This is a genomic window from Desulfosarcina alkanivorans, from assembly GCF_009688945.1.
Taxonomy (GTDB): Bacteria; Desulfobacterota; Desulfobacteria; order Desulfobacterales; family Desulfosarcinaceae; genus Desulfosarcina; species Desulfosarcina alkanivorans.
In genome coordinates, this window is the sequence record NZ_AP021874.1 from 2958993 (window position 1) to 2985187 (window position 26195).

Sequence of the window (26195 nt, forward strand, 5' to 3'; positions counted from 1 at the left end):
ACTGTGCTGAGGAACCCGACCAATAGGGTCGTTGCTGACAGGGTAAAAATTGAAAATCAGGTTTTCCCAGACGAATCGGGTATTATTTGTACAACCGGTCAACGACGTCCCCGATCACCATGGTCATGGAACAGGTGCATTCTGAAGAAAAGGTCGTATCCTTTCAATAAGCTGATCGGGCTGCTCTTCGATCACCAAATGACCGGCATCGGGAATGACATGAAAGAATGAGTCCGGAATCATGCCGTGTAAAGCCTGGCCTTTTTCTACTGGCATCCATGTATCCTCACGTCCCCAAAGGATCAAAACAGGGCTGGAAACCCGGCTGTACAGAGGTTGCATCTCATCCGTGTATCTCGAATTTGCCTGCGAAATTTGCCGATAAAAAGCCGCCTTTCCGCCAGGCTCCGTCCACGGACGAACAATCCTATCCAGTGTCGCGTCATCCATGGGCTTAAAGGCTGCTGTTTTAACGTAAGCACGAACGATGGCCTCATGGATATAGTCTGGAACGCCCGCAAAAGCAGCCTCGTGCGCATTGACATGCTGGAAGAAAGGCGAGCCCCAGGGAGAAATCGCCACTGGATCGATAAGTACGATTTTTTCGAAATCACGTCCACTGAGGAGATGCGTTCGAAGAACCGTCGTACCACCGAAGTCATGGCCGATGACAGCAGGATTCATGAGGCCCCAGTGATCCAGAAGCGCATCCAATATCAGGTTCTGGATGCCCAGTGAAACATCGCCGGGAGATTTATCCGATTGACCGTAACCAATGAGGTCATAATAATGTACGGTGAAATATGACGATAACGGCTCAATGAGATGGCGTAAGTTGAATGAAGACCATGGGGTGCCGTGAATCACGACCACTGGTGGGCCATCCCCACGTATTCCATAACGTACCGTCCGTCCATTAAAAATATAGGCTTCGGGCAGCGTCCATTCCGTCATTTATAAAACTCCTGTTTTCCAATAACGCAAACGTCAGCGGCAAACGATTGAACAGTTCTGATTTATCCGTTTGTTTGCCTGAAACCAGTCCGCAATAGTCCGTTTTTTCCATTAATGAAACATCGGGAATATTAATGCTGAACTCCCGGTTTTCGTCTATGCCTTTATTGGTGTGGTGCGGACCTAATGCGATGGCAAATAAAGGCGGTTTGAAATTGACCCTTGAAACCCATCCAACAGCCATGAAATTAGATTTTCCCTCAACAACAGAGCCGACGATAACCATAGGCATGGGGTATAAAAAAGCAGCACCATTATCATTTTTTTTTGTTTTCTTGGCGTAATCTCTGAATTCGTCTCCATACTTCCTCTCAAGATATCTATCGAGAGACGGAATGATATAAAAGATGAAATTCACAGACATGATCAATGGTATCGTCAACATGCTGAGGCTGCGAGTCGTCAAAGCAAGCCCGGTAAAGAGAACGATATCTCCGAAATAATTGATATGCATTGCCAAACTAAATGATCCCTCTGTGTAAAGCCGTCCCCTGTTTTCCGCCTTTAATTTCCAGACATGCCTGGAGTATTCAGAATGCGTATTGATATAGGAGCCTGCCAGATAAAGCAGAATACCAATGACCTCGATAACGCCGACAACCAGTTTGTTGTTTCCTCCTACCTTGGCAAAAGCATAAACAACCAATGACATCAGCACCGTGATGGTTATGGTTTCCGGCCACGACCATTTGCGCTTCTGGAACACCCAGACAGTAACCTGGAGTCGCACGAAGTAGATCGACAGGCAGGATGCCATGAGTATACGTCTCACAAAGTCACCGGTCAACGGGTGATGCCCCAACCACCTGTCTGTTGTTGCACAGTCGGAAAACATCACCAACAGAGCGGCTATAAGGGTAATGAAAATGCAGCCGCTAAAAACAGATTTGTTCAAATATGAACTATCATATTTGTCTATGAATATCATTTTTACCTTTAAAAAATAGGTTTTGCGCGAACACCAAACTTACCGGTCCCGTATAAAGTCGTAATTCCCTTTTTACTGTCGTCCCCGCGAAGGCGGGGATCCAGTGTTATCATATGGTTATAGATTTCCGCCGCGGGAATGACACGACAGGGGACTTTTTACGGGTTCATCAAACTTACCGGCCGGCAGGTTGCGGCTGAGGAGCATCCGTCCGAGCAAATTGCGAGGTTGGAAGGACGTTTTAAACCCGGAGGTTTGTGCTTACCATGAAAATGCGACGCCGCGTTTGCCCAGGATAAAATCGTCAAAAATGATATTGCCGGGCTTATCCACCATTCCGACACAAACGTGGAGTGGCAGTAAATGTTCCTCCCGCGGGTGACAGTAACGTGCGGAAGGCGCCTTCTTCCATTCACTCAGGCGTTGTTCCCGCTCAGCCCGGGACATGGTGCCGGTGCAGACATCAATCAACCAATTTTGAAAGTCATCATTGGCCCTATCGGATACGTTGTTAGCGTCCCGGGCAAAAGCACGCATGTTATGGAACGAAAAGCCAGAGCCGACAATAAGGATATTCTCAGTCAGCAATTCGCGCAATGCCCTGCCAAGAGCAAGATGCCTGGCTGGATTTAAGCCACGCAACAGCGACATTTGAATCGCAGGAATATCGGCCGCCGGATACATCAACTTCAACGGGATAAACAGGCCATGGTCAAAACCGCGCTTAGAATCGACACCCGCCTTTATCTGGTTCCGGTTCAGCAACCTGACGATTCGCTCCGCCAGTGCAGGACTGCCAGGCGCCGGATAGGTGATTTCGTAGGCTTCATCTGGAAAGCCATAATAATCATATAACAAAGTCGGATTTGGGGCACCCGTCAGTGTCGCGACATGCGCTTCCCAATGAGCGCTGATGACCAAAATTGCATCCGGCCTTCGCAGCTGCGCCGGAAGCCGGCTCATGAAGGCAACCATCGCTTTGTGGCCCGGGTCCTCAAGCAATGGTAACGGCCCGCCGCCATGAGAGAAATAGATCACTTGGGGTTTCATATGATATCCTTAACGGATCGTTATATTGCGCTAAGACTCCATCCCAAATCTGCTAATCCTTCAAAGTTAACATTTTCTTTGCATGGGGGGCCTTCCAGCGTCGCTTTTCAGCGGCCGCGGCTGTCTGCGCCCGGCTGCAAAAGCATTGTTCTTAATCTGGCAGGCTAACAGGCAAGGTGGTGTCATGCCGGACAGCTGGAGTATTTAACTGCCGAAGTAATCTGTGGTTTTGCGTTTCTATTTACCCGCCTTCATCATGCACCAAACAACCATGTGGTGAAAAGGCCGAATTAAGTTGAAGTACACTGGACCGGTCCAGTGAAGATACTTGACAGACGTAAACACATGATACCTGGTACGTTTATGGTTTAGTTTTTCAGCGGTGACACCCAGAAAAGCTGTCAAGTGTCTATCTTCCGGTGTTTCTGAAACCCAGTACATTTCCTCTTTTGCATCACGCACAATAAAAAATGATGCATTTTCACCAGGCGTATAGGAAAGATCTTCTGGTTTTATTGAGGGCAAGGTCTCTGGCTTTTCATGACGAACGAGCCCGAGGATGCGTGCAAGAATTTCCCTGATTCCATATAGTGAGACCATCCACCAGGGGTAGTAAGAGAGCATGCCGGAAATAAAACGCCTTAAATCGACATCACTTTCAATTGTTTTAACATCGACATGATCCGCATTCTGGAAATAAATCTCAAGCTCTTTGTACTTTAGAATCTCATTCATTTTAGACTCACACAACACCATTTTGGGGCGCGTCTTCCCCGATTCTTCGTGTAATGTCGAGATTCCCGAATGACAAAGCCCAAGGCGACCGGGCACGATTAACGTCGCCTCATAAAATCTGTCATGAGCTTTTATACCGGTATACGTTTGTTTCTATCGGTCCAAAACCAAGTTTCTTATACAGTTTATTGGCTGCCACACGAGAAGGTCCGGACGTTAAACTGACAGTTTGGGCACCAAGATTTCCTGCCATACCAACAGCATGCTTGACGAGGTGACGCCCCACGCCTCTACCACGTGTTTTTTCGCTGACGACAACGTCTTCAATCCATGCCTTGATCCCCGTAGGAATTTTAACCGCGGTCAATGTAAGGCTGCCGACATAGCTGCCATTTAATTCGACCATCAATAAATGAGAAGACTCCGATTGAATGATTTCCTCTAAGTCTTCAACTGTTAGTGGCGATACCGTTTCCAACAATTGAGGTAGTAGATTATTTAAGGCGTCCAATACTTCTTCTGAGTATTCTGTAACTTCAAGTATCCTCATATATATACGGTGATGGCCCCGAGAGGGGCTTGCGCCCTGTAAGATGCGCCGAGCTTTGCTCGGCGCGATAACGCTGAATTCACTGGTTTCGTGTTGTTTGCGAAATCCTGTGGAATGGCTGGTTGACTGTATTTAACCTAAACGAGGCGATTTTGGTTTTGAACAGAAGTATTCTGGTAAAACATGGTAGAGAAATCGGGTTCTGCTGAGAATTTGATACTATTTCTGCAGACAAGCTATCCTGACCGAATTTGTTGTGGTCATATGCGCATTTTAGCCTGTTTTAGCGCACACCTCTCCACCGGTTTTACTCCAAATTTTATTTTCCCTGCGGGTTATTCGATAACCGGCGCTTTGCGGCACCGTTCAAACAACTCCGGCAAGCGTAGGTTTTCCAGGCAGGTCCTAGTCACCTTTAAGACCGTTTGCTCACTGTGGAAAACGATTTTACCGGCGATATCGATCAGCCGTCTACGCACCGTGGAGGCATAGGAACCAATCGATAATACCGGCGCACTGACATCTTCTTTAAACGACTCGAGCAGAAAATGACCGACCAGCATCATATAATACCAGGCTGCATTGGGGGCGAATCGTTTGAAAGGCAGTTGTTCGTGACCGAAATCCTTCAACGCCCGGTTGGCCAATTCGTCGCTGCCGCGTTCATGATAGCAGGCGACGAGCCCATTGGTGGTCAGATATTCCACCGCTCCGGCGTTTTCCAGCATACCGTCGATCGCCTGACCTTGACCGATGTTGGTGACGATGATGGTGTCAGGCCGAAATCCCGGAAGGTAAAGCTGTTTGCTGTTATCGTGCATCAACCGACAAAAAATCGCGCGGCGGAATTGTTTCCAGTTGCCTTGCCGGATACCGAACTCGGCGTATTTCCAGGCTTTCTTCTTTCCGGATTCGAACCGTTTCCATTTGGACGCATCCCAGTTGTCCGCCATTTGCTTGATGTCTTTATACACTTTGCCGCCGCAGACATAACCGACATGAAGCCTTTCGCAAAGCTCGAAGATTTTCTGGTCGAAAAACCCGCTGTCCATGCGGATGATAATCGGCACATCCCCACGGTAGTCGCATCTGATTTTAAGAACCATGTGCCGGATCATATTCAGGACCGTATCGCCATGATTGGAATGTTTGTCCCCACTGCGAAACACCGCATCGACAATCAAACGTCCCCAATTCATTTGCAGGGGTTGAAAGCCCTTTTTCTTCTTGTAGGTGGGCTTCACGCCGTGCCGGCATTTTGCATCGTCATTGTCCATGACCATCGTATCGATACCCAATTCGATCACATCGGGTTGCGTAATCCGCAGACGCCAGATGAAAAGGGCCTGCAAAAGGCGCCGGAACAAAAACACGCGAGTCCAGGCGAATGCTTTGAAAAAACGTTTGATTTGATGAGAAGAGGCCATGTCTTCAGTTGGCGTCTCTATGCTGCCGGCATAGCCCTCATCGCGAGAAATCTGGTCGAAATATGCCAGGCGCCGACTGGTCCCATCGGCGAAAAAGCAGAGCACTTGTTTGAAAAGTTCTGTAATGGCAAGGCCTTTTCGGTTCTTGCGGATGGATCCAAACCAGCGGTCGAACCAGCCAAAAACCTGAATGCCGTGCATATACGCCACGAACAGGGCCAGCCCGGCTCTTCCGGTCAACCGGTCGGACGTCGTTTCGATGCGTTGGATTTTGAGTTCACTTTGTCGGTAGTTTTTGCTATGCTTACTCATAGAGTCCTTTACCTATTGGGTGTGTTTACGCTTGTTGTAAACATGGTGGTTTTTAACAAGTATTATAACACATTATCCAATTTTAGAGGACTCTTTTTTTGTGAAAATCGCGTATTTTAGGTTTAATTAGTTTCAAGTCCGAGCTTTAGGCCTATCAGAATTAAAATGCTACCACTAAATCCATTTAGAGTTTTTCTAATCGAATCTTTTTCTATAGTTGATTTAAGGCGACATATTAAGTGTGACAAAATAATTAACCAACTCATGCCGATTACAAATTGTACAGATACCAACAGCATGGACTTGATAAACACCGGATCGTTCGGGCCTATAAATTGAGGGAAAAAAGCCAGGTAGAAAACGCAGGTTTAGGATTCAAAACATTTGAGAACAGGCCTTCGCGAAATGACCTTAATGGTTGAAGTCGAATGTTCATTAAAGATTTTTTAGATATAAATACTGGCTGATTATGTCTGAATGCCCCATATATGGAATTGGCACCAAGCCAAATAAGATATAGAGCTCCAGTAAATTTCACATAGCCAAAAAGAACTGCAGAATTGGCTAAAATAACTGAAATGCCCAAAGCAGAAAGGCAGGCATGAACAAATAACCCAGAGCAGATACCAAGTGCAGTATAGTATCCGTCCAATTTTCCACTTTTTGTTTTAAGGATATACCAATAATGAAAAACAAACACAACTTCACCCCTGATCGCGGCCTGAAATTGATGGACCAGGTTCGCCAAGTCCTGCGTTATCACCATTATGCAACCACCACAGAAAGCACATGTTGAAAATGGAATCTGAGATTTATCGATCACTGCGGAGCACATCGCCATCCACGTGAAATGGGCGCCATGGAGATCGAAACTTTTCTCAGCCAACCGGTTACTGTACAGCAGACTCATGCGGAAGACCGGGAAGAGGGGTCGGAGGGGTCTGGCTGCCGGAAGGGTTTGCCAGAAAGATGGGTCCCGCGGCTCGGGATCCGGGCTGGCAATACCTGTTTCCGGCCAAAAAGCGCAGCATCGATCCGCGCAGCGGAAAAGAGAAACGCCACCATGTCCTCTCTTCAGGGCTGCAGAGGGCAGTCCGGGTTGCGGTGCGCCGCACAGGGCTGACCAAACGCATTGGCTGTCACACGTTTCGGCACAGCTACGCTACCGCTTGAAAACGGGGTTAACATCCGAACTGTACAGGAACCGATTGGGCATGCCGATGTCAGGACAGCCGAGATCTACACCCATGTCATGCAGAAAAACCTGAACGCGGCCGAAAGCCCCCTGGACACCCTTCGTTGCGATGGGGCTCGGTAGGGAAGGTTTTAGGGTCAGGCCGCCACATTTGAATTTTAATCATTTTTACAGGGGAACAGCTATGCACTTTCGTTATTTTTGTGGTTCGTTTTTCCAAAATGGCCTATTGGTCCGATATCTGCGCTGCGCTCAAAATTTTATCCTCGGAATATCAGCCAGATGCCTGGGGGACATCCCGTGATCCATACGGGGCGGTAAAATTTTTCGCGCGCGTTCCTGTCCCGTCTGGTTTCCAGCGGAAGATCTCGACCCAATTTGCCTGTTTCTGGATGTTCACTGGGTCGCTACCGGGACTGAGTGGATTTTAGGGGTCACCTTGGACGCAGCCCATTATTCGGCCATTCGCCATTGGAACCTGGTGGTCTGCGGGTTGCGCCCCTTGGCCCCTCGAATCCTATCTCATACTAAGTTGAGCGATTGTCGAGCTTGCCGCAGACTCAAGGCAGAGGTCGCAGCGCTAAAGGGAACTATGCGCTGAGATCGGCAATCATACCATCCGGTCTATTTCACCGATGCGTTTTTTGAGCCGCTTGGCCGACACCGGCCCGTCGGTGCCCACCTCCTGGGCGAACACCGAGACCTTGTACTCCTCGATGGTCCAGAAAAACGCTTCGACGGCCGCCCGTTTTTCGGCGGAGGCCGCGGCATCCATGGCGGCGAGCATGCGGTTCAACTGGTCGAGAAAAGGGGCGATAAGGGCCTGGCGGGCACGGTCCTTTTCCAGGTCGGTAAGACCGCGCTGAACGCGGATGGAGATGGCCTTCAGGTAGCGAACCAGGTGGGTCAGGCGCTGCCGGTCGTAAAGCAGAACGAAGTTATCGGGCACCAGGCGGGCCAGTTCATCCTTGAGGGTCTGCAGGAACTGCCCCACCACCGGGGCGGCGATGCGTTTCTGCTCGATCTCCAGAATCCGGCATTGCGCCTCGTGGTGGGCCTCGACCACAGCCACGACCGCATCGCACAGGTCCCGGCCGCACTGGTGCACCCGCATGCCGATCAGCGTTTCGACGTGGGCGTCGTATTGGGCCGCCGTCAGCAGGTTCACCTCAAACAACTCGCGGGTGACGCACTGGATCAGCTGCGCCTCGACAGCCGCCATCCCGCCGAAATAGTGAACCTGGCGCTTGAGCAGGGCCGGCAGTTTGAGGTTCTTTCTGAGGTATTTGACATCGTCGGCAAACTGGCAGGCCAGCAGGGCCGCCACCCCGGCGGTGTGGGCCGCATCCGCCGCCTTGGAATCGGTGAACAGTTTGATATCGACGTTCCCCCCGGCAACCGCCAGACGGGGATAGAGGCGCCACGGGGTTCCCCGCCGGTCGTCGACATCCAGCACCGCGGGCAGATCGCCGAAATCCCAGCCGGTGAGGCCCTGGCGCTCCCATTTGCGCTTCAGGTCGCCCAACCCCGACGGAAGGGCCGGCCTTCCCGGCGCCTGGTCCAGCAGACGGTCATTCCGCCCGGTGGCCACGATCTTGCCCCTGGCGTCGGTAATGGCCAGGCGCATTTTCAGGTGGTCCGGCAGGTCCTCCACGGGCCAGGCCGCCGCCGGAACGTCGACCTGCAGCCGTCTGAAAAGGAAGCGGCTCAGAGCGGTGGGCAGGCTTTCCCGGCCCCGGGGCATCTCGTTCAGGATGGTCTGCACCGTGTCGGCCACCGGCACCAGTTTGACCCGGTGGACCTTGGGCAGGCCCCGTATCAGGGCGGTGATCTTGTCGGCCAGCAGGCCGGGTACCAGCCAGTCCAGCTGTTCGCGGGGAACGTCCCCGGCGGCCTCGGCCGGGATGGTGACGGTGACGCCGTCGACCTCCGTTCCCGGATCGAAGGCATAGTCGCAGTCCAGCACCCGGTGGCCCAGGTCCAGCCGGCGGGGAAACTGGTCCAGCACGTCCTCGTCGGGCAGGTAGCGGGTCAGCATCTTCCGGTTCAGCCGCAGGAACCCGTCACCGCCCTGCTTGCGGATGCGGTGTTTCAGGGTGCGGATGTCGAACACATCGGGGAGCCGTTCCTTGTAGAAGGCCACCAGCACCTCGTCGTCCACCAGGATATCCCGCCGGCGGATGCGGTCCTCCATGCTGCGCACCTCGTCCACCAGCTCGGCATTGTGGCGGATGAACCCCGGCGGCTGCCGCACGTCGCCTTCCACCAGGGCGCTGCGCACGAAGATGTCGGCGGCCTGCTGCGGATCGATGCGCCCGAAGCCCACCCGGCGGTCCTGGACGATGGGCAGTCCGAACAGGCTCACCTGCTCCCGGGCCACCACCTCGCCGCGGCTGCGCTCCCAGTGGGGATCGGACCAGGTGGGCCGGCACAGGTCGCCGCCCAGGGGCTCCAGCCAGGCCACATCCACCACGGCCGCATTGCGCGCAAAGAGGCGGGAGGTCTCCACCATCTCCGCCGCCACGATCCAGGTGCCCGGATTCTTGAACAGGCCCGACCCGGGAAACAGCATCACCTCGCGATCCTTGGCCGCCCGGAAAAATACCTTTTCCTTTCGCATGGCAATGTTGGAAAGAAACCCGCTGAGGATCGAGCGGTGAATGGCGGCATAGAGCGGGTGGAATGCGCCGTCACGATCCTGTCCGGCCGCCAGGCCATCCGGCAGCACCGGGCCCCTGGCCGTCTTCGGGCCGTTGCCCTGCTCCTTGAGCACCGCCGTAATCTGGCGGTGGATATCGCGCCATTCGCGGATGCGCCGGAAGGAGAGAAAGTGCCGGCGGCAGAATTTCTTCAGCTCGTTCATGCTGCGCGGCCGGTCGGCACGGTCGTGGATGGCCCGCCAGATGTTGAGAATGGTGATGAAATCGGACAGGGGATCCACGAACGGCCGGTGGGCCTGGTCGGCCAGGGCCGCCTTCTCCAGGGGCCGCTCGCGCACGTCCTGGATGCTCAGGGCGGCGGCGATGATGACGATCTGGCCCAGGCAGCCTTCCTTTTGGGCTTCGATGAGCATGCGCGCGAGGCGCGGATCGATGGGCATGCGGGCCATGGTGCGCCCGTTTTCGGTCAACTGGTAGGCCGGGGCGCCTTTTCGCTTGTTGCCTGCGCGCCGGATGGCCCCCAGTTCCACCAGCAGGTTGAAGCCGTCCCGGATGCTTTTTTCCGCCGGCCGGTCGATAAAGGGGAAATCGGCGACGTCCCCGAGCTTGAGGGCGATCATGCGCAGGATGACCTCGGCCAGGTTGGAGCGCAGGATTTCCGGCTGGGTGAACAGGGGCCGGTTGAGGTAGTCCTCCTCGGGGTAGAGGCGGATGCAGACCCCGTTTTCCACCCGCCCGCAGCGCCCCTTGCGCTGGTCGGCGCTGCTCCTGGAGACGGGCACCACCGGAAGGGAGGTGGTCCGGGACCGCGGCACGTACTGGGAGATGCGCGCCAGGCCCGTGTCCACAACGTAGCGAATGCCGGGAATGGTGATGGACGTCTCGGCCACGTTGGTGGCCACGATGATCTTGCGGGCCGATGTGGCGGCGAAGACCTTGCGCTGATCCCCGGCGGCAAGCCGGGCAAAAAGCGGCAGGACGACGGTTCGCGGATAATTGCGGCCGTTCAGGGTCTCGCAGGTTTCGCGGATATCCTGCTCGGTGGGCATGAAAATCAGGATGTCGCCCCGGGCGTGCGTTTTAACCAGCCGGTCGACGGCCTGGGCGGCCAGTTCGACGGGGGTGCGCTCCTCCTTCTCTTCGGGTGCGGCATCGGGGCAGAAATAGCGGGTTTCCACCGGGTACAGCCGCCCGGATACCTCGATCACCGGGGCATCGTCGAAGGCCCTGGAAAATTTCTCCGTGTCGATGGTGGCCGAGGTGATGATCAGCTTGAGGTTGGTCCTGCGCTGGACCAGCCGCTTGAGGATGCCCAGGACAAAATCGATGTTCAGGCTGCGTTCATGGGCCTCGTCAACGATGATGGTGTCGTATTCGTTGAGCCAGGGATCCCCCTGGGTTTCCGCCAGCAGGATGCCGTCGGTGACCACCTTGATGTAGGCCCCGGGGCCGGTCTTGTCCTGGAAGCGGATCTTGTAGCCCACCGACCGGCCAAGAGTCTCCCCCATTTCCTCGGCAATGCGCGCGGCCACGGTGGTGGCGGCGATGCGTCGGGGCTGGGTGCAGGCGATCTTGCCATCAAGGCCGCGTCCGGCGGCCAGGCAGAATTTGGGAATCTGGGTGGTCTTGCCCGAACCGGTCTCACCGGAGATGATGGTCACCGGATGCTGGCGGATGCTGTCGACGATGGCCGCCTTGGCCCCGGTGATGGGCAGGTGGGTCAGGTCCTCGAAGCCGGGCACCCCCTCCCGGCGGCGACGCCGGCGGGCAGCGGCATCGTGCATGCGCGGTGCCAGGGCGTCCATCCGCCGGTCGAAGGCCTCGTCTCCCATTTTTTTGCGCGACCGCACCAGTCGATCCAGTTCACGGCGCAGGGCGATGGCATCGCGGTGCATCATCTTTTTGAGCAGTGTCCTGAAGGTGGTGATCTGTTTTCGGGTATCGGTCATGGGTCGTCCTGTATGTCTGCGAATCGCCGCTGTGGCGCCCTTTTCCATCATTGGGCGAAGGATTTCAACCTTTTTTGGCGGTTTTTGCCCGCCTTCCGCCAGGGTCCCAATTGTGCCCGCGGGTTCAATTTGCTATGCTCGGGGAGCAATCAGCGACTGTCGCCCAACCGATGGTGAAAGATGAAAAAAAATCTATATGCATATGGGTGCATCGTCCTGTTGAGTGTTGCCGTGGTTCTGACCGGCGGAATCGACCAGACGACCAAAGATGCGCTCAAGGTCCGGCACATCCTCAGGACCATCGAAAGGCAGCCCCCCCGGTCCGACCCCGGTGAACTCGCCGCCAGGGTGACCGAAAAAGAGCTCAACGCCTATATCGCCTATCGCCTGGCCCGGGAGGAAAGGCCCTTTATCGATACACTCGAAATCGACCTGATGGACGGCAATCATGTCGGGGGAAGGCTCACGTTCGATGCCCGGCGGTTGAATCTCGACACGCTTCTGGGCACGGAGCTGGTTTTTGATTTCAAGGGGATCCTGGATACCCGGGATGGTGCGGCCCGTCTCGATTTCATCTCTTTGCAGCTCAACGGCCAACCCGTCAAGCCGCAGGTACTGGATTTTGTCATCGGCACGGCTGCACTGGTCTACGGCATGGAGTCGGGCGGGAGTGGGGACTGGTATGAACTGCCCAAAGGGATCAAGCGGATCATGGTCAATAAGGCCGTTGCCGTCCTGTATTACTGACGGATTCGCAAAAAGCTTTTTCAGGCCACGCATGGCCATATCCGAAAGAAACCGAAAAGGCGCAGGAGCGGCTTCCAGCCGCGATCATCCCATTGCATCGCGGCTGGAAGCCGCTCCTGCGAAAAACGACCCTGTTTTGATTAACGCTTCCTCAGAAGCCCGGCACCGTGGGCACACACGGCCTGCGGCACCCGCGACATCGCTATTCTCAGGCTTCGCAAGCCTTCCTGTCCCGTCTGGCGTTTACCGGGAGATCCCGGTCTTTTTACGAACCCGTCCGAAATGCGGCCTTTTTATGCAAGCGTCCGGTGCATTGAACGTATCGATCGTTTCAACCCCGCGATCGGATCCTTTTATCGAGAGCGTCAGCGATTGCTTTCATGTACAATTTCGGGAAAATGCCCTTCCTTGCAGATCAATCCGTCAATGGGCCGGTCGAACACCACGGAAAATCCCTTGCGATCACTGCGCACCACCCTGCCCGCGACCTTGAGCTGATTCTCAAATTCGAAAACCGGAAATCGGAGTTCGATGGGCTGCCCCTCGGCAATTCGCCGCCAGGTCCCGATAAAAACGCCGGTGGCGCCGATATTTTTGATGATATCCCGGTAGGTCCCCTCCCGGACGCTGTATTTTGCAATGATGAACGCGGCCCGGCGGGGAAATCGACGCTGGTTCTGATTGGCTGTAGGTTTCATTGGTCTTGACCCCTGATCGTTACTGTCGCCCTTATTTTACCACCGCCTCCGGACAATGCCAACCACCGTAAACAAAAGGGGCGCCGGGGCGGATCAGTCCGCCCTTGCCTTCACGATCAGGCGCATGGCGTCGAGCCTCACCACAGCCGTCGAAACGGCAGCCAGCAGGGCATCGCGCTCCGCTCTGGCCGCATTGATTTCCTCGTCGCCGATGGCGGTATTCACCCGCCCGAGGGCCTCAAGCCGCTGGACGTCTGCTTCCATGGCCAGGCCGGCGGCCCGGTGGGCGGCCTCAATAACGGGCAGGGCCCGGGCCCGGGCCATCGCCCGACCAGCGTCAACCATGTCCGGGATTCGATGGGAAACGGCGGGAAGGGTTTGCGCGAAAAGGGCTGCCGAACCATCGGCAAACGAATCCGACCGGACGTCGGGCAGGTCATTTTTCCTGTCTTCCAACTGGTGGTCCACGACCACCCGTATGGGGGTGGGCGGCAGGAACCGGTCCAGGCAGAGGTCCGGTGGCGCACCGGCTTCCAGCAGGAACACCATCTCCATGAAAAATGCCGGCGGACCGGATGCGGGCCACAGCGAAAAGGCGACATTTCCCTTGCCGCTTCCCAGAAAAAGGTCCATGGCGCCGGCCACCAGCGGGTGGTCCCAGGTGAGAAAGCCGAGGTCTTCACGGGTCAGGGCCACCGACCGGTCCGTGGTCACCGCAATCCCCGACGGCCGGAAGCCCGGCAGCGGCTGGGCATACCGGTGATCGGGCATCAGCCTGAAGACCCGCTCATCAACCGGTTCCATGACAATTCCGCAATGGTCGAGCAGCGCTTCGACCAGGGCCTGGAAGGCGGAATCGGCGTCGGCCCGACGGATCGTTTCGATCAGGCGGCCGGTCTCTTCCGGGGACCACCGGTCCAGCGCCATGAGCCGATCGCGTCCCGCTTCGATGCGGCGCCGCTGCCGGTCGGCGGCGATTCGACCGCCGCGGATCAGCCGGGCCAGCCGGGCATCGGCCTCCCCCGGCCCGGGTGCCGCTGTCAGCGCCATCAGCGCGCCCATGAACCGTTTCGTTACCCACGCGGCAGCCGGCGCATACCGTTCGAACGCATTCAGGGCCTCATGGTACCACCGGGCCATGACCTCGCCGGCGGTCCGGCGGACGTAGGGCACCATGACCCGGACCACACCGGTCTGCCCGATGCGGTCCAGGCGGCCGATGCGCTGTTCGAGCAGTTCCGGGTCCGCGGGCAGGTCGAAAAGGACCAGCCGGCGGGCAAACTGAAAGTTGCGGCCCTCGCTGCCGATCTCCGAACAGACCAGCAGGACCGCACCGTCCGGTTCGGCGAACCAGGCGGCGTTGCGGTCCCGCTGCACGAGGGTCATGCCCTCGTGAAAACGCCCGATCCTGATATGGGTTTCCTTTTCCAGCGACCGCAGCAGGGCATTGACTTTTTGCGGGGACCGGCACAGCAGCAGCGTCTTCTCATCGCGGTGCTCCCGAAGGAAGGCCGTCAGCCATCGGACGCGGGGGTCGTCTTCCAGACAAACGTCCTCCGGCTGCGGCAGGGTCCCGCAATCCCGGAGAAACTCAGTGTTCAGCCGCCCCCGCATGCCTTTGCCGCCGGCGTCCAGGGGCACCAGGTGGACCGTTCGGCCGGGAAACCCGGAAACGGCGCTGCGGCTGGTCCTGAACATCGCCCGACCGGTGCCGAAGCGGTCGACCAGTGTCCGTACCAGGCGGCGACGGGCGCCGTCAGCGTCCGGCCGTGCCAGCGTGCGCGCGACCCTGTCGGGGGAAACGCCCAGCAGCCGGGAAAGGGCGTCCACGGCGGCCGGGTCGATGCCATCCCCCTGCGCCACCGCCTGCACCAGGTCCGCCATCCGTCCGAATTCCCGGTTTTCCATTTGAAACTGCCGGTAGTCCCCATAGCGATCCGGGTCCAGGAGCCGCAGCCGCTCGAAATGGCTTCGCGCCGACAGCTGTCCTGGCGTTGCCGAGATAAGGATCAACCGCCTGACCGTATGGGCCAGCCCTTGAACCTGCCCGAACAGGTCGTCACCGGGCCGCATGCGATGGGCCTCGTCCACCACCACCATGTCCCAGCCGCCGGCCATCAGCTGACGCCGCATTGCCGGCGGTGCCCCGGCCAGAAAAGCGAAGCCGCACAGGCACAGGGGTTCATCGTCCAGAGACGCGTCACCGGCAGGGTCCCCGGATTGCGCCTTCACGGCGGCATCATCCAGGATGCGAAAGCGCAGGTTGAACCGCCGGGCCAGTTCCACATACCATTGCACCACCAGGGCATCGGGAACGACGATCAGCACCCGGCCGACCCGGCCGGTGGTCGTCAGCCGGTGGAGGATCAGGCCGGCCTCGATGGTCTTGCCCAGTCCGGTTTCATCCGCCAGCAGAACCCGGGGAAACCGCCGGCTGCTGACCTCGGCCGCAATGGCAAACTGGTGGGCGATCAGTTCCACCCGGCCGCCGACAAATCCGTGAACGGGGGATCGGGCCGTCCGGTGGCGGTGGTCGAGCAGCCTGACCCGCAGATCGAACAGGGGCAGCGCATCCCGCTGGGCGGCCATGAGCCGATCAGCGGGACGGTTGACCGTCAGGGTGTCGGCCAGCCGGTCCTCACGCAGGCGGCCCCCGTCTCCGCAATAAACGTTCAGCCCGTCTTCGGTCTCGATGGCGGCGATGGTCAGGGACACGCCGCCGTCGCCGGCAATCCGGTCCCCGGGATGAAAAACGACCCGCCTGAGCGGCGCGCTTTCGATGGCATACGTGCGGGTGAGACCGCTTTTGGGGAATGTGACGGTGACCCGCCGGCCGTCGATCGCCTCGACGATCCCCATGCCCAGTTCGGGTTCCATCTCACTGGTCCAGCGCTGACCGGGGGCAAAGTCCGTTATCACGGCATGCAGTCCTTTCAGGAAATCGTTCAGAAGTCAGAATCCAGGAGTCAGGATGTCGCTGCGCGCCTGCGGCTTTTTACGAAGGAATGAGCCAATGGCGAAACCTTCTTCTGGATTCAGGATTCTGGATTCTGACTCCTGAATTCTTTTGTAATCCATGCAGGCATAGCCCGCTGCCATAGACCTGGCCCAAAGGACCAGGTCTTTCAGGTACGATAAAAAAACCATCGGCCCCGGCAACTGACCGGAACCGATGGTAGGCAATCCGTTGACAACCCGGAGCCCGGGGCTACGAGATCAATCGTTATCCTTTCAGGGAGAACTTGGGCTGAATGATATCGTAGTATGCCTTTTCCGACACACTGCCCCAGGTGCCGACCACCTTCTGGAACTCCCTGAAGGCATTGTTGACCTTGGTGGCCATGGGCGTCTTGGCGGCCTCTTCGGCCACCACCTCGTCGGCCAGTTTGCGCAGGTCGGCCAGCACCTGGTCGGGAAACTGGACCAGCTGGGCGTTCTTGTCGTTGATCAGGGTCTGCAGGGCCTGGCCGTTGCGGGCCTCGAACTGGGACAGCACCCAGTGCTCGGTTTCGGTGCAGGCGGCATCGATGATGTGCTGCAGATCCGTGGGCAGGCTCTCGTATGCTTTTTTGTTGAAGAAGTATTCCAGATAGGTTCCCGGTTCATGCCATCCGGGATAGTAATAGTACTTGGCGGCCTGGAAGAATCCCATGCGCAGGTCGTGCAGGGGGCCCACCCACTCGGTGGCGTCGATCACGCCGCGCTCCAGGGAGGTGAAAATTTCACCGCCGGGCAGCAGCACGACGGTCCCGCCGGCCTTGGCCAGCACCTTGCCGCCCAACCCCGGGATCCTCATTTTCAGGCCCTTGAAGTCGTCAATTGACTCGATCTTCTTGTTGAACCACCCGCCCATCTGGACGCCGGTGGAGCCGCCGGGACGGGGAATCAGGTTGAAGGGGGCGTAGGTCTCTTCCCAGAGCTTCAATCCGTCGCCGCCATAAAACCAGGCGCTCATGCCCTGACCGTTCAGGCCGAAGGGTACGGCGGAAAACCACTGGGTGGCCGGTTCCTTTCCCGCCCAGTAATAGGCCGCCCCGCTGCCCACTTCCACGGTGCCGTCGGAAGCCGCCTGGAAACTTTCCAGAGCCGGAACCAGCTCACCGGCGGCAAACACCTGAATTTTAATGCGACCGTCGGAAAGCTCTTCAATCCGTTTGGCCAGGCGTTCGCAGCCATCCTGAAGCACCGGCAGCTTAGGTGGCCAGGTGGTGACCATGCGCCATTCGTAAGTCTTTTTGGTAACCACCGCCGCCGCTTCCGGTTTCTTTTCCTCTTCTTTTTTTGTGCATCCGATGACGCCCGCTGTCGCTACTGCAGCTGCGGCGGCGCCTACTCCTGCTTTCCTCAGGAAATCACGTCTTTTCATCCTCTCCTCCTTGCATGCGTTAATGTTGAAATTCCACCCCAACAGAAACTACTGCTTCATTACCTGTTGAACTGAACGGATTGGATCCTGCCTTGTCAGATACAGCTGGATTGCAGCAAAGTATTTATGGTCCGAACACCGCTTTCGGCAGCCAGGTAGCCAACTGGGGAAAAAGGACCACGATGGCCAGGCCGATAATCTGGACGAGGACAAAGGGGATGATGCCCCGGTAGATGTGTCCTGTTGAAATTTCCGGCGGCGTTACCGCCTTCAGGTAAAACAGGGAGAACCCGAAGGGCGGCGTCATGAACGAGGTCTGCAGGTTGACTGCGATCAGGATGCAGAACCAGACCGGATCGAAGCCGAACTCGATCATGATGGGCGCCAGGACGGGTACATGGATAAAGGTGATTTCGATAAAATCCAGGAAAAAGCCGATCACGAAAATCAGGCCCATGACGATGGCCAGCACCACGTTGTGGCTGTATCTGTCGGCCAGCGAACCGAGAAATTCCCTCACCAGCCCGTCACCGCCCAGTCCGCGGAAAACCAGCCCGAACAGTGCCGCCCCGCACAGGATGATAAATACCATGCAGGTCAGGCGCACGGTGGTCTGCATCACCTCCTGGAGTATCGTCATGGAAAATTTCCGGTTGGCCAGGGTCAGCAGGGTGGCGCCTACGGCACCCACGGCGGCCGCTTCCGTGGGTGAGGCGATCCCGGCGAAAATGGAACCCAGCACCGCCACCATTAGAAACAGGGGCGGAAACAGGGCTCTGCCCATTCGGGCCGCCAGCTGGCGGGGCGAAATGGCAGCCAGTTCGGCCTTGGGAATGGCCGGCGCCCATTTGGGGCGCACCCAGGAAACGACCAGGATATACAGAACAAACAGGCCCACCAGCAGCAACCCCGGAAATACCGCCCCCATAAACAGGTCGCCGACGGAAACGCCGACGATATCGCCGATGAGAACCAGAACAATGCTGGGCGGGATAATCTGGCCCAGCGTACCGGAAGCGGCAACGGTACCGGTGGCCAGTTCATTCTTATAGCCGCGTCGGAGCATGGTGGGCACCGCCAGCAGCCCCATGGTCACCACCGTGGCCCCGACGATGCCGGTGGAAGCGCCCAGCAGGGCACCCACCACCACCACCGAGACGGCCAGCCCGCCGCGCAGGCGGCCGAACAGGAGCCCCATGGTGTCCAGCAGTTCTTCGGCAAGGCCGGAGCGCTCCAGCATCACGCCCATGAAGACAAACAGGGGAACGGCGATCAGGGTGACGTTGGTCATCACCCCCCATATGCGCAGGGGCAGCAGGTTGAAAAAGGACCAGCCGAAGCCGATCAGGCCAAAACACATGGCCGTGCCCATCAGGGTAAAAGTAACCGGGAAACCCGCCATCAAGAGGATCGTCAGGGCCAGAAACATCCACGCAGGCAAATACTCCATCAACCCTTCTCCTCTTCAGCCGTTTCAACGCCCAGAACCTGCAGCAGCGCATGAACGCCCATGGACAGGCCCTGCAGCAGCAGCAGGGCATACCCCACGGTCATGGTTCCCTTGACAATGAAACGGTAGGGGATGCCCCCCGGATCCGGGGAGCCTTCCAGCATGGAGAAGGAATTGCCCACAAACTTCCATGAGGTGACGATGACCAGGTAGCAACCGGGGATCAGAAAAAAAATAACACCGATCAGGTTGATCCAGGCACGCCCTTTGGTGCTCAGCCGCTGATAAATGATGTCCACCCGCACGTGGCCATCGTGCAGCAGGGTGTAGCCGGCACCGATGAGGAAAATGAAAGCGAACAGGTGCCACTCCAGCTCCTGGGTGAAAACGAAGCTGGTCTTGAACAGGTACCGCATGACCACATCGACAAACACAACCAGTACCAGCAGCAGGGTGACCCAGGAAACCATGCGGCCCACCATTTCGTTGGACCTGTCGATGGCGCCGCAAAAGACCTTTAACATATTGACCATGAAAACCGCCTGAATAGATTAACCCGCATGAACTCGATTTTTCGTTTTGCCACGTTCCGGATCGCCAGCGCAACCGGCGTCGCCCAAAATTAGTAAAGGTTTAAGTTTGTTACACTATATCGTTTTCATTGTCAACACGTAGAAAAAGTGAACGGGATTCATCAGACAGGTCGTCCGGCCGGTTGCCACTGCCTTTTTCAGACAGCACCGCTTTTGCTTGATAAAGGCCCGGCGACAGGTTATGAATATACGCTCAATCAAAAACGGGCGTCTCCGGCGTCGATGCCACCGGGCATCCGTCGGCCGGACGCCCCAGGACCGGCGACAGACCGTCTGAAGGACAAGGTCATGGCAGGCAACTTATACTGGGCGGACAGCTACGTAAAAAAACGCTGCACGGCCGAGGATGCCATCGGGCACATCCGGCCCGGCCAGCGTGTGTTCATCGGCTCGTCCTGCGGGGAACCCCAGCACCTGGTCAAGACCCTCTCCGAGGCGACCGCCTGGTTTACCGATCTGGAAATTGTCCGGCTCATGTCCCTGGAAACCGCTCCGCTCTCGCTGATCGCCGACCGCACCCGGGACCAGCGCCTGAACATCCGCTCATTTTACAATGGGTCGGCAAAATCCAGGCGCCTGGCCGAAAAATCCCGCTTTCTCACCCCGCTTAACCTGTCTGCCGTGCCGCGGCTGTTCAAAAGCCGCCGTCTGCCGGTCGACGTGGCCCTGATCCAGGCGACGCCGCCCGACGATTTCGGCTGGATGAGCCTGGGGGTTTCCGTGGACATCACCCTGGCGGCGGCGAGTTCCGCGGATCTGGTCATCGTTCAGGTCAATCCGGAAATGCCCCGGGTGCAGGGCCGCAGTTTCATTCATGTCAACGACGTCCATCTGGTGGTGGAAAAACAGGAACCCATCCTCACCCTGCCATCGGTTCCCGAATCCGGGGCGGCCGATACCATCGCCCGGCTGATCGCCCGCCTCATCGACGACGGTTCCACACTCCAGATCAGCCCGGGGACGGCCCCCCGGGCCACCTTGATGACGCTGAGGGACAAAAACGATCTGGGCATTCACACCCAGTATATGACCAACGAAATCATGCACCTGTTTGCCCGGGGGGTGATCACCAACCGCCGCAAGGGGTTGAACAACGGTAAAATGGTGGCCAGCAGCGCCATCGGTTCCCCCAGCCTGTATGAATTCATCAACGACAACCCGGCCGTCGAGTTTCATCCGTCGGACGTCGTCAATACACCGGGCATCATTGCCGCCCACAACAAGATGGTGTCCCTGTCCGTCGCCATGGCCCTGGATCTGACCGGACAGGTGGCCGCCGACGCCTTGGAGTTCAACAACTTTTCGGGTGTCACCGGCATGCTGGACTTCATCCGGGGGGCCTTTCAGTCCGAGGGAGGGCGAAGCATCATCATGCTTCCGGCGACCGCCAGGGGGGGCAGGAAAAGCCGCATTGTTCCCATGCTGGGCGACACCGCCGTGGTGGTGCCGCGGGCGGACGTCCAATACGTGGCCACCGAATTCGGCGTGGTGAACCTGTTCGGCAAAAGCCTTCAGGAACGGGCCATGGCCATGATCAGCATCGCCCATCCGGATTTTCGGGATGAGCTGCTGCACCAGGCCAAACAGATGAACCTGATCGGCCCCGAACGAACGATCAAAGGCGCCCTGCACGGGGTGTACCCCATCCGCCTGGAAGAGACGCTGGAGATTGAAGGAAAAACGGTAACCATCCGGCCGGCCAAACCGGTCGACGAGCGCCGGATCCAGGAGCATTTTTACACCCTGGACAAAAACGATATCCTCTCCCGCTTTTTTCACGAAAAGACCAGCTTCGTTTATGACGATGTGGGCGAGGTGTCCCAGGTGGATTACATCCAGAACCTGACCATCCTGGCCGTGGTGGGCGAGTTCGGCTTCGGCAAGGTGGTGGGCATCGGCGAGTACCTGCTGGATCCATCGAGCAACCTGGCCGAGGTGGCCTTCTCGGTCAGCGGTCCCTGGCAGGCCAAAGGCATCGGCCGGCGGCTGATGAAAAAACTTTTCGAAGGCGCCCGGGACAACGGTATCGCGGGCTTTTCCGCTTACACGGCACCCGAAAACCAGGGCATGATCAACCTGTTCAACAGCCTGCCGGTGAATGTGTCCACCGCCATGGAAGATGGCCTGATTGCCCTCAGCTGCCGTTTTGACGATATGAAATAACCAAAGAATTGAGGGACTGCGAAGTGATGAATCAGGGAATGGTTTGAAACTTGAGATTGGAAAGCAGAAATTGGGAAGCGATGCGACGCGTTCAAAAATTGGTAACCAAAAGCATGCAGACCGAATCTCCAATTTCTAATTTCAACATTCTGTGAACGAATACAAAAACGCGAATCTCAGAAATAACCTGTTGATAAGGAATCTCACCCATGACCACCACCCATACCATCAAATTTCTTCCCCACAACCGGGAAATCAAGGTGAACGACGGCGAGAACCTCATTCGCGCAGCCATGGAGGCCGGCGTTCACATCAACGCCTCCTGCGGCGGCGAGGGCGTCTGCGGCAAATGCCGGGTGCTCGTCGAACAGGGTCAGGTCCAGGGGGGCGTCAGTGAGCAGATCAGCACCGAGGACCGTGAGAAGGGCTACCGCCTGGCCTGCCGGTCGACGATCACCGGGGATGTGGTGATCCGGGTGCCCGTGGAATCGGCCGTCGACGCCAGCGTGTTGAGCCAGCGCTACGTCCCGCGGCGCACGGCCCGCATCCGGCAGATGGACCTCAACGATTTGAAGGAACAGGGGCTCTTCCTGCCGCCGGTGGAAAAAATCTACATCGAGCTGCCCGAACCGGACAACCAGGACCACCTGCCCGATGTCACCCGGCTGGTCAGCCACCTGAAGCTCCACCACGACGAGCACCGGCTGACGGTGAGCCTGCCGGTGATCCGCAAGCTTCCCGACGTGCTGCGCAAGGACGGCTTTAGGGTGACGGCCACCCTGGCCCGGCCGGTCATGGACAGCGGCAAGACCGAAATCGTCAACGTCCAGCCCGGAGACACCAGCGACCGCATCTACGGCATTGCCATGGACATCGGCACCACCACGGTCTACGGCCAGCTCATCGACCTGAAAAGCGGGGATGTCCTGTCCGAACACGGGGATTTCAACGGCCAGATCAGTTATGGCGAGGATGTGATCAGCCGGATCGTCTTTGCGGAAAAAGAGGGAGGGCTGGACCGCCTCCACAAGGTGGTGGCCGAAACCATCAACGGCATCGTCAACCGGATCGTGCGCCGGGCCAGGGTGGATCCGGACGACATCGCCGCCATTACCCTGGCCGGCAACACCACCATGACCCAGCTGCTGCTCAAGGTCAACCCGCGCTATATCCGGCGGTCTCCCTACGTACCTGCGTCGACCCTCTACCCGCCCATCCGGGCGGTGGACATCGGCCTGGACCTGCGGGATCACGTCACGGCCCTGGTCTATCCGGCCGTTTCCAGCTACGTGGGCGGCGATATCGTGGCCGGTGTCATGGGGGCGGGGTTGTACCTGGACGACCGGCTGACCCTGTTCATGGACATCGGCACCAATGCGGAAATCGTCATCGGCAACCGGGACTGGCTGGCCTGTGCCGCCTGCAGCGCCGGGCCGGCCTTCGAAGGGGGCGGCATCAAATTCGGCATGCGCGCCGCCAAGGGCGCCATCGAGGATTTTTCACTGGATCCGGCCACCTGGGAACCCATGCTCATGACCATCGGCAACCAGCGCCCCAAGGGGATATGCGGATCCGGGCTGATCATCATGACCGCCGTCATGTTCGAGTTGGGCCTGATCAACAACCTGGGCAAATTCAACCGGGATCTGCCCACCGGGCGCATCCGGGAGGACAACGGGGTGTGGGAATACGTCCTGGCCTGGGCGGACGAAACCCAGATCGACCGGGACATCGCCCTGACCGAAATCGACATCGAAAACCTGATCCGGGCCAAGGGGGCCATCTTCAGCGGCTGCATCACCCTGCTCACCGAAGTGGGCATGGGCATGGCCGACATCGACCGCATCATCCTGGCCGGCGGTTTCGGCAGCTATGTGGACCTGGAAAAAGCCATGACCATCGGCCTGCTGCCGGAAATCGACCCGGAGAAAGTGACCTTCATCGGCAACAGCTCCCTCATGGGGGCCAAGATGAGCAGCCTGACCAACCGCATCCGCAAGGACGTGGTGGAGGTGACCCGCAGCATGACCAACTTCGAACTGTCAGAGACCATGTCCTACATGGACAATTACGTGGCGGCCCTGTTTCTGCCCCACACGGACATGGACCAGTTCCCGCGGCTCAAGGAACGGATGGCACAGCGGCACGGGAAGGCAAAGGGGTAAAACGTCCTCCTCCTGTCGCTCCCGTGGAGGGCGGAAGAGACAGAACATCGGTTTGGGGATTTTTCATGAAATCGCTGAAATCGTTATCCCGATCAATATCTCGTCAGGCATCCGGGCGGCCCGGACCGCCCACTGGACACTGAAGACAATCTAGTAGGAAATTGGGATTTAATCGAACTCATCTATTGACAAATAAACGGTCTAACATATAAGAATATTTTCTGGTTTTTCGCCTTTGGGAAGCGGAGAGCCATCCCGGCCCAAACGGCCTATTCGTATTGTTATTACAAGTTGTTCTTCCGACAGACAAATAAGTCATTATTTGCACACCAGAGGATTGTTTTGTCGATGATGCCTAGCATGAACACGATAAATATCCATCGCGCCGCCCCCAACGGCACCCTATTCCCGCCCATATTCTTCCCCGGCTTCTTATCTACCGCTGTAGATATCATATATACTAAAAATATTTTAATGAAAGGGGGCCTAAGCATTTCAGTTCCTGGCCGAGTATCTGCGCTCCGGCCATAAACGAGGAAGCACCATCGTGAACCTGTCGAACACCTCAATCATTAACCGGTAGCTGATAAGGAGGTAAGCTTTGAGTTTTGAATTCTATAAGGAATCCTATGCAGGTGAGATAAAGGCGATCTCCATCGGTAGCGGCGACAAGGCCGTTACCGTTGGTGGCGAAACCTGCTACCCGCTCTATCAGTTTGAGGGGGAAATGCCCCACAAACCGAAAGTGGCCATGGAAATCTGGGACATGGAACCTGAAGAGTGGCCGGCAGCGGCACTGGAGCCCTTCAAAGACGTGGTCTCCGACCCGGCCGCATGGGCAAAGAAGTGCGTCGACGAATACGGCGCCGAAATCATCGTGCTGCAACTCAAGAGTATCGACCCCAACGGCAACGATGCCAGTCCGTCGGATGCGTCGGCCACGGTCAAAAAGGTGCTGGCCGCCATCGATGTCCCCCTGGTCGTCTGGGGCGTCGCCAACATCGAGAAGGACGAAGCGGTCTTCAAGCAGATCGCCGAAGACTGCCAGGATGTGCAGTTGACCCTCGGTCCGGTGGAAGACAAGAACCACAAGGGCATCGGGGCGGCGGCCATGGGATACGGCCACGCCATCATCAGCTCGTCGCCCATCGACGTCAACCTGGCAAAGCAGGTCAACATCCTGCTGGAGAACCTGGGAATGCCCATGGACCGGGTGCTCATCGACCCCACCACCGGCGGCCTGGGCTATGGCCTGGAGTACAGCTACTCGGTGATGGAACGCCTGAGAATGGCGGCCATGGCCCAGGGCGACGACAAGCTCCAGATGCCCCTGATCAACAACCTGGCCAACGAAATCTGGAAGTGCAAGGAAGCCAAGCAGGGTGTTGACGAAGCACCGACCCTGGGTGACCCGGAAAAACGCGGCATCCTCATGGAAACCGTAGGGGCCGTGACTTATATCATGGCCGGATCCGACATCCTGATCATGCGCCACCCCGAGTCCATCCGACTGGTCAAGGCCTTCATCGACATCGCCATGGACGGTGGCAATGCCGCCGACATCAGCCCCATCGCCAAACGGCTGGAAGGGGTCTCCGTGGATCTGGCCGCCCTGGCACCGGAGCCGGACCTGTCCATCGAAGAAGAGAAAAAAGCGGCACCGGCCAAACCCGCTGCCAAGGCTGACGCCAAACCGGCGGCCAAACCCGCCGCCGCCCCGGCTGCAGCAAAGAAGGCTGAGCCGGCACCGGCTGCAGCGCCGGCTGCACCTGCAGCGCCGGCCGTCGACCCCGAAGCCGAAGCCAAAGCCAAAGCCGAAGCCGCCGCCAAAGCCGAGGCTGACGCCAAAGCCAAAGCAGAAGCCGAAGCCAAGGCCAAAGCAGAGGCCGCCGCCAAAGCCAAAGCGGATGCCGAAGCCAAAGCCAAGGCCGACGCCGAGGCCAAAGCCAGGGCCGAGAAGGAAGCCGCCGCCAAGGCGGCCGCCGACAGGGAGGCTGCCGAAGACGCCCTGCGTCAGAAGCGCGCCGCCGAACGCGAGAAAATGGCCGCCAAACACGCCGCGGCCGGTACGGACGAGCCCGTTCCCATGACAGCTGCCGCTGAGCAGAAGTCGGAAGCCGAAAAGATTCTCAGCCGGCTCAACTGGGTGCATCGACGTGTCTCGCTTTACTAGGGCATCGAACCGTTAACCTT

At 57.6% G+C, this 26195-nt stretch carries 20 protein-coding genes; 5 read left to right on the forward strand and 15 right to left on the reverse strand.

From position 1 onward, the window contains the following. Positions 1 to 123: 123 nt before the first annotated feature. The 8 genes from DSCA_RS13055 to DSCA_RS32555 form a co-directional block, all read right to left on the reverse strand. Positions 124 to 954: an alpha/beta fold hydrolase gene (locus DSCA_RS13055; protein WP_155316848.1), complete on the reverse strand. Its 831-nt coding sequence runs from the start codon at positions 952 to 954 to the stop codon at positions 124 to 126. Continuing rightward, complete coding sequence (locus DSCA_RS32275) at positions 917 to 1720, reverse strand: DUF1295 domain-containing protein (RefSeq protein ID WP_197904782.1); 804 nt, start codon at positions 1718 to 1720, stop codon at positions 917 to 919. Before DSCA_RS32275 ends, DSCA_RS13055 begins: the two co-directional genes overlap by 38 nt. A 483-nt stretch (positions 1721 to 2203) precedes the next feature. Then, entirely contained in the window at positions 2204 to 2992 is a 789-nt protein-coding gene (locus tag DSCA_RS13065) for a DODA-type extradiol aromatic ring-opening family dioxygenase (protein WP_155316849.1), read from the reverse strand. 237 nt (positions 2993 to 3229) lie between these two features. Beyond that, positions 3230 to 3727, reverse strand: a complete 498-nt coding sequence (locus tag DSCA_RS13070) for a DUF2867 domain-containing protein (RefSeq protein WP_167527754.1) — start codon at positions 3725 to 3727, stop codon at positions 3230 to 3232. Between the two features lie 121 nt (positions 3728 to 3848). Next, positions 3849 to 4238, reverse strand: coding sequence for a GNAT family N-acetyltransferase (locus DSCA_RS13075; protein ID WP_197904783.1), 390 nt, complete (start codon positions 4236 to 4238; stop codon positions 3849 to 3851). A gap of 374 nt (positions 4239 to 4612) precedes the next feature. Then, entirely contained in the window at positions 4613 to 6016 is a 1404-nt protein-coding gene (locus tag DSCA_RS13080; protein ID WP_155314716.1) for an IS1380 family transposase, read from the reverse strand. 122 nt (positions 6017 to 6138) lie between these two features. After that, the gene (locus DSCA_RS33195) at positions 6139 to 6330 is read right to left on the reverse strand and encodes a hypothetical protein (protein ID WP_407924245.1); all 192 of its coding nucleotides are present in this window, start codon (positions 6328 to 6330) and stop codon (positions 6139 to 6141) included. 14 nt (positions 6331 to 6344) lie between these two features. Continuing rightward, positions 6345 to 6926, reverse strand: a complete 582-nt coding sequence (locus tag DSCA_RS32555; RefSeq protein WP_231716473.1) for a LysE family translocator — start codon at positions 6924 to 6926, stop codon at positions 6345 to 6347. Positions 6927 to 7148: 222 nt separating this feature from the next. Here DSCA_RS32555 and DSCA_RS33200 point away from each other — a divergent pair, with 222 nt between their 5' ends. Next, on the forward strand, positions 7149 to 7334 hold the full coding sequence (locus DSCA_RS33200; protein ID WP_231716474.1) for a tyrosine-type recombinase/integrase: 186 nt from the start codon (positions 7149 to 7151) through the stop codon (positions 7332 to 7334). Between the two features lie 487 nt (positions 7335 to 7821). Here DSCA_RS33200 and hrpA read toward each other — a convergent pair whose 3' ends face one another. After that, complete coding sequence (gene hrpA / locus DSCA_RS13100) at positions 7822 to 11820, reverse strand: ATP-dependent RNA helicase HrpA (protein WP_197904784.1); 3999 nt, start codon at positions 11818 to 11820, stop codon at positions 7822 to 7824. 180 nt (positions 11821 to 12000) lie between these two features. Between hrpA and DSCA_RS13105 the strand changes: the two genes are divergently transcribed. Then, positions 12001 to 12567 (forward strand): hypothetical protein, encoded by a 567-nt coding sequence (locus DSCA_RS13105; protein ID WP_155316853.1) that lies wholly within the window; start codon positions 12001 to 12003, stop codon positions 12565 to 12567. A gap of 365 nt (positions 12568 to 12932) precedes the next feature. Here the strand turns inward: DSCA_RS13105 and DSCA_RS13110 are convergent, their stop codons facing one another. The 6 genes from DSCA_RS13110 to DSCA_RS13135 form a co-directional block, all read right to left on the reverse strand. After that, positions 12933 to 13265 (reverse strand): PilZ domain-containing protein, encoded by a 333-nt coding sequence (locus tag DSCA_RS13110; RefSeq protein WP_155316854.1) that lies wholly within the window; start codon positions 13263 to 13265, stop codon positions 12933 to 12935. 93 nt (positions 13266 to 13358) lie between these two features. Then, positions 13359 to 16184, reverse strand: a complete 2826-nt coding sequence (rapA, locus tag DSCA_RS13115; RefSeq protein WP_155316855.1) for an RNA polymerase-associated protein RapA — start codon at positions 16182 to 16184, stop codon at positions 13359 to 13361. Positions 16185 to 16217: 33 nt separating this feature from the next. Then, positions 16218 to 16448, reverse strand: a complete 231-nt coding sequence (locus tag DSCA_RS13120; protein ID WP_155316856.1) for a hypothetical protein — start codon at positions 16446 to 16448, stop codon at positions 16218 to 16220. 40 nt (positions 16449 to 16488) lie between these two features. After that, complete coding sequence (locus DSCA_RS13125) at positions 16489 to 17631, reverse strand: TRAP transporter substrate-binding protein (RefSeq protein ID WP_155316857.1); 1143 nt, start codon at positions 17629 to 17631, stop codon at positions 16489 to 16491. Between the two features lie 124 nt (positions 17632 to 17755). After that, positions 17756 to 19081, reverse strand: coding sequence for a TRAP transporter large permease (locus DSCA_RS13130; protein WP_155316858.1), 1326 nt, complete (start codon positions 19079 to 19081; stop codon positions 17756 to 17758). Next, a complete protein-coding gene (locus DSCA_RS13135; RefSeq protein WP_231716475.1) occupies positions 19081 to 19614 on the reverse strand; it encodes a TRAP transporter small permease subunit in 534 nt (177 codons plus the stop codon). Before DSCA_RS13135 ends, DSCA_RS13130 begins: the two co-directional genes overlap by 1 nt. A gap of 348 nt (positions 19615 to 19962) precedes the next feature. On the opposite strand from DSCA_RS13135, the gene DSCA_RS13140 reads away from it, so the two are divergent. The 3 genes from DSCA_RS13140 to DSCA_RS13150 all read left to right on the forward strand — a co-directional run bounded on the left by DSCA_RS13140 (position 19963) and on the right by DSCA_RS13150 (position 26175). Continuing rightward, entirely contained in the window at positions 19963 to 21837 is a 1875-nt protein-coding gene (locus tag DSCA_RS13140; protein ID WP_155316859.1) for a bifunctional acetyl-CoA hydrolase/transferase family protein/GNAT family N-acetyltransferase, read from the forward strand. Positions 21838 to 22046: 209 nt separating this feature from the next. Next, positions 22047 to 24002 carry an ASKHA domain-containing protein gene (locus DSCA_RS13145; protein WP_155316860.1) on the forward strand — a complete coding sequence of 652 codons (1956 nt, stop codon included), beginning with the start codon at positions 22047 to 22049 and terminating at the stop codon, positions 24000 to 24002. A 601-nt stretch (positions 24003 to 24603) separates the two neighbouring features. After that, positions 24604 to 26175 (forward strand): acetyl-CoA decarbonylase/synthase complex subunit delta, encoded by a 1572-nt coding sequence (locus DSCA_RS13150; protein WP_155316861.1) that lies wholly within the window; start codon positions 24604 to 24606, stop codon positions 26173 to 26175. Positions 26176 to 26195: the final 20 nt, after the last annotated feature.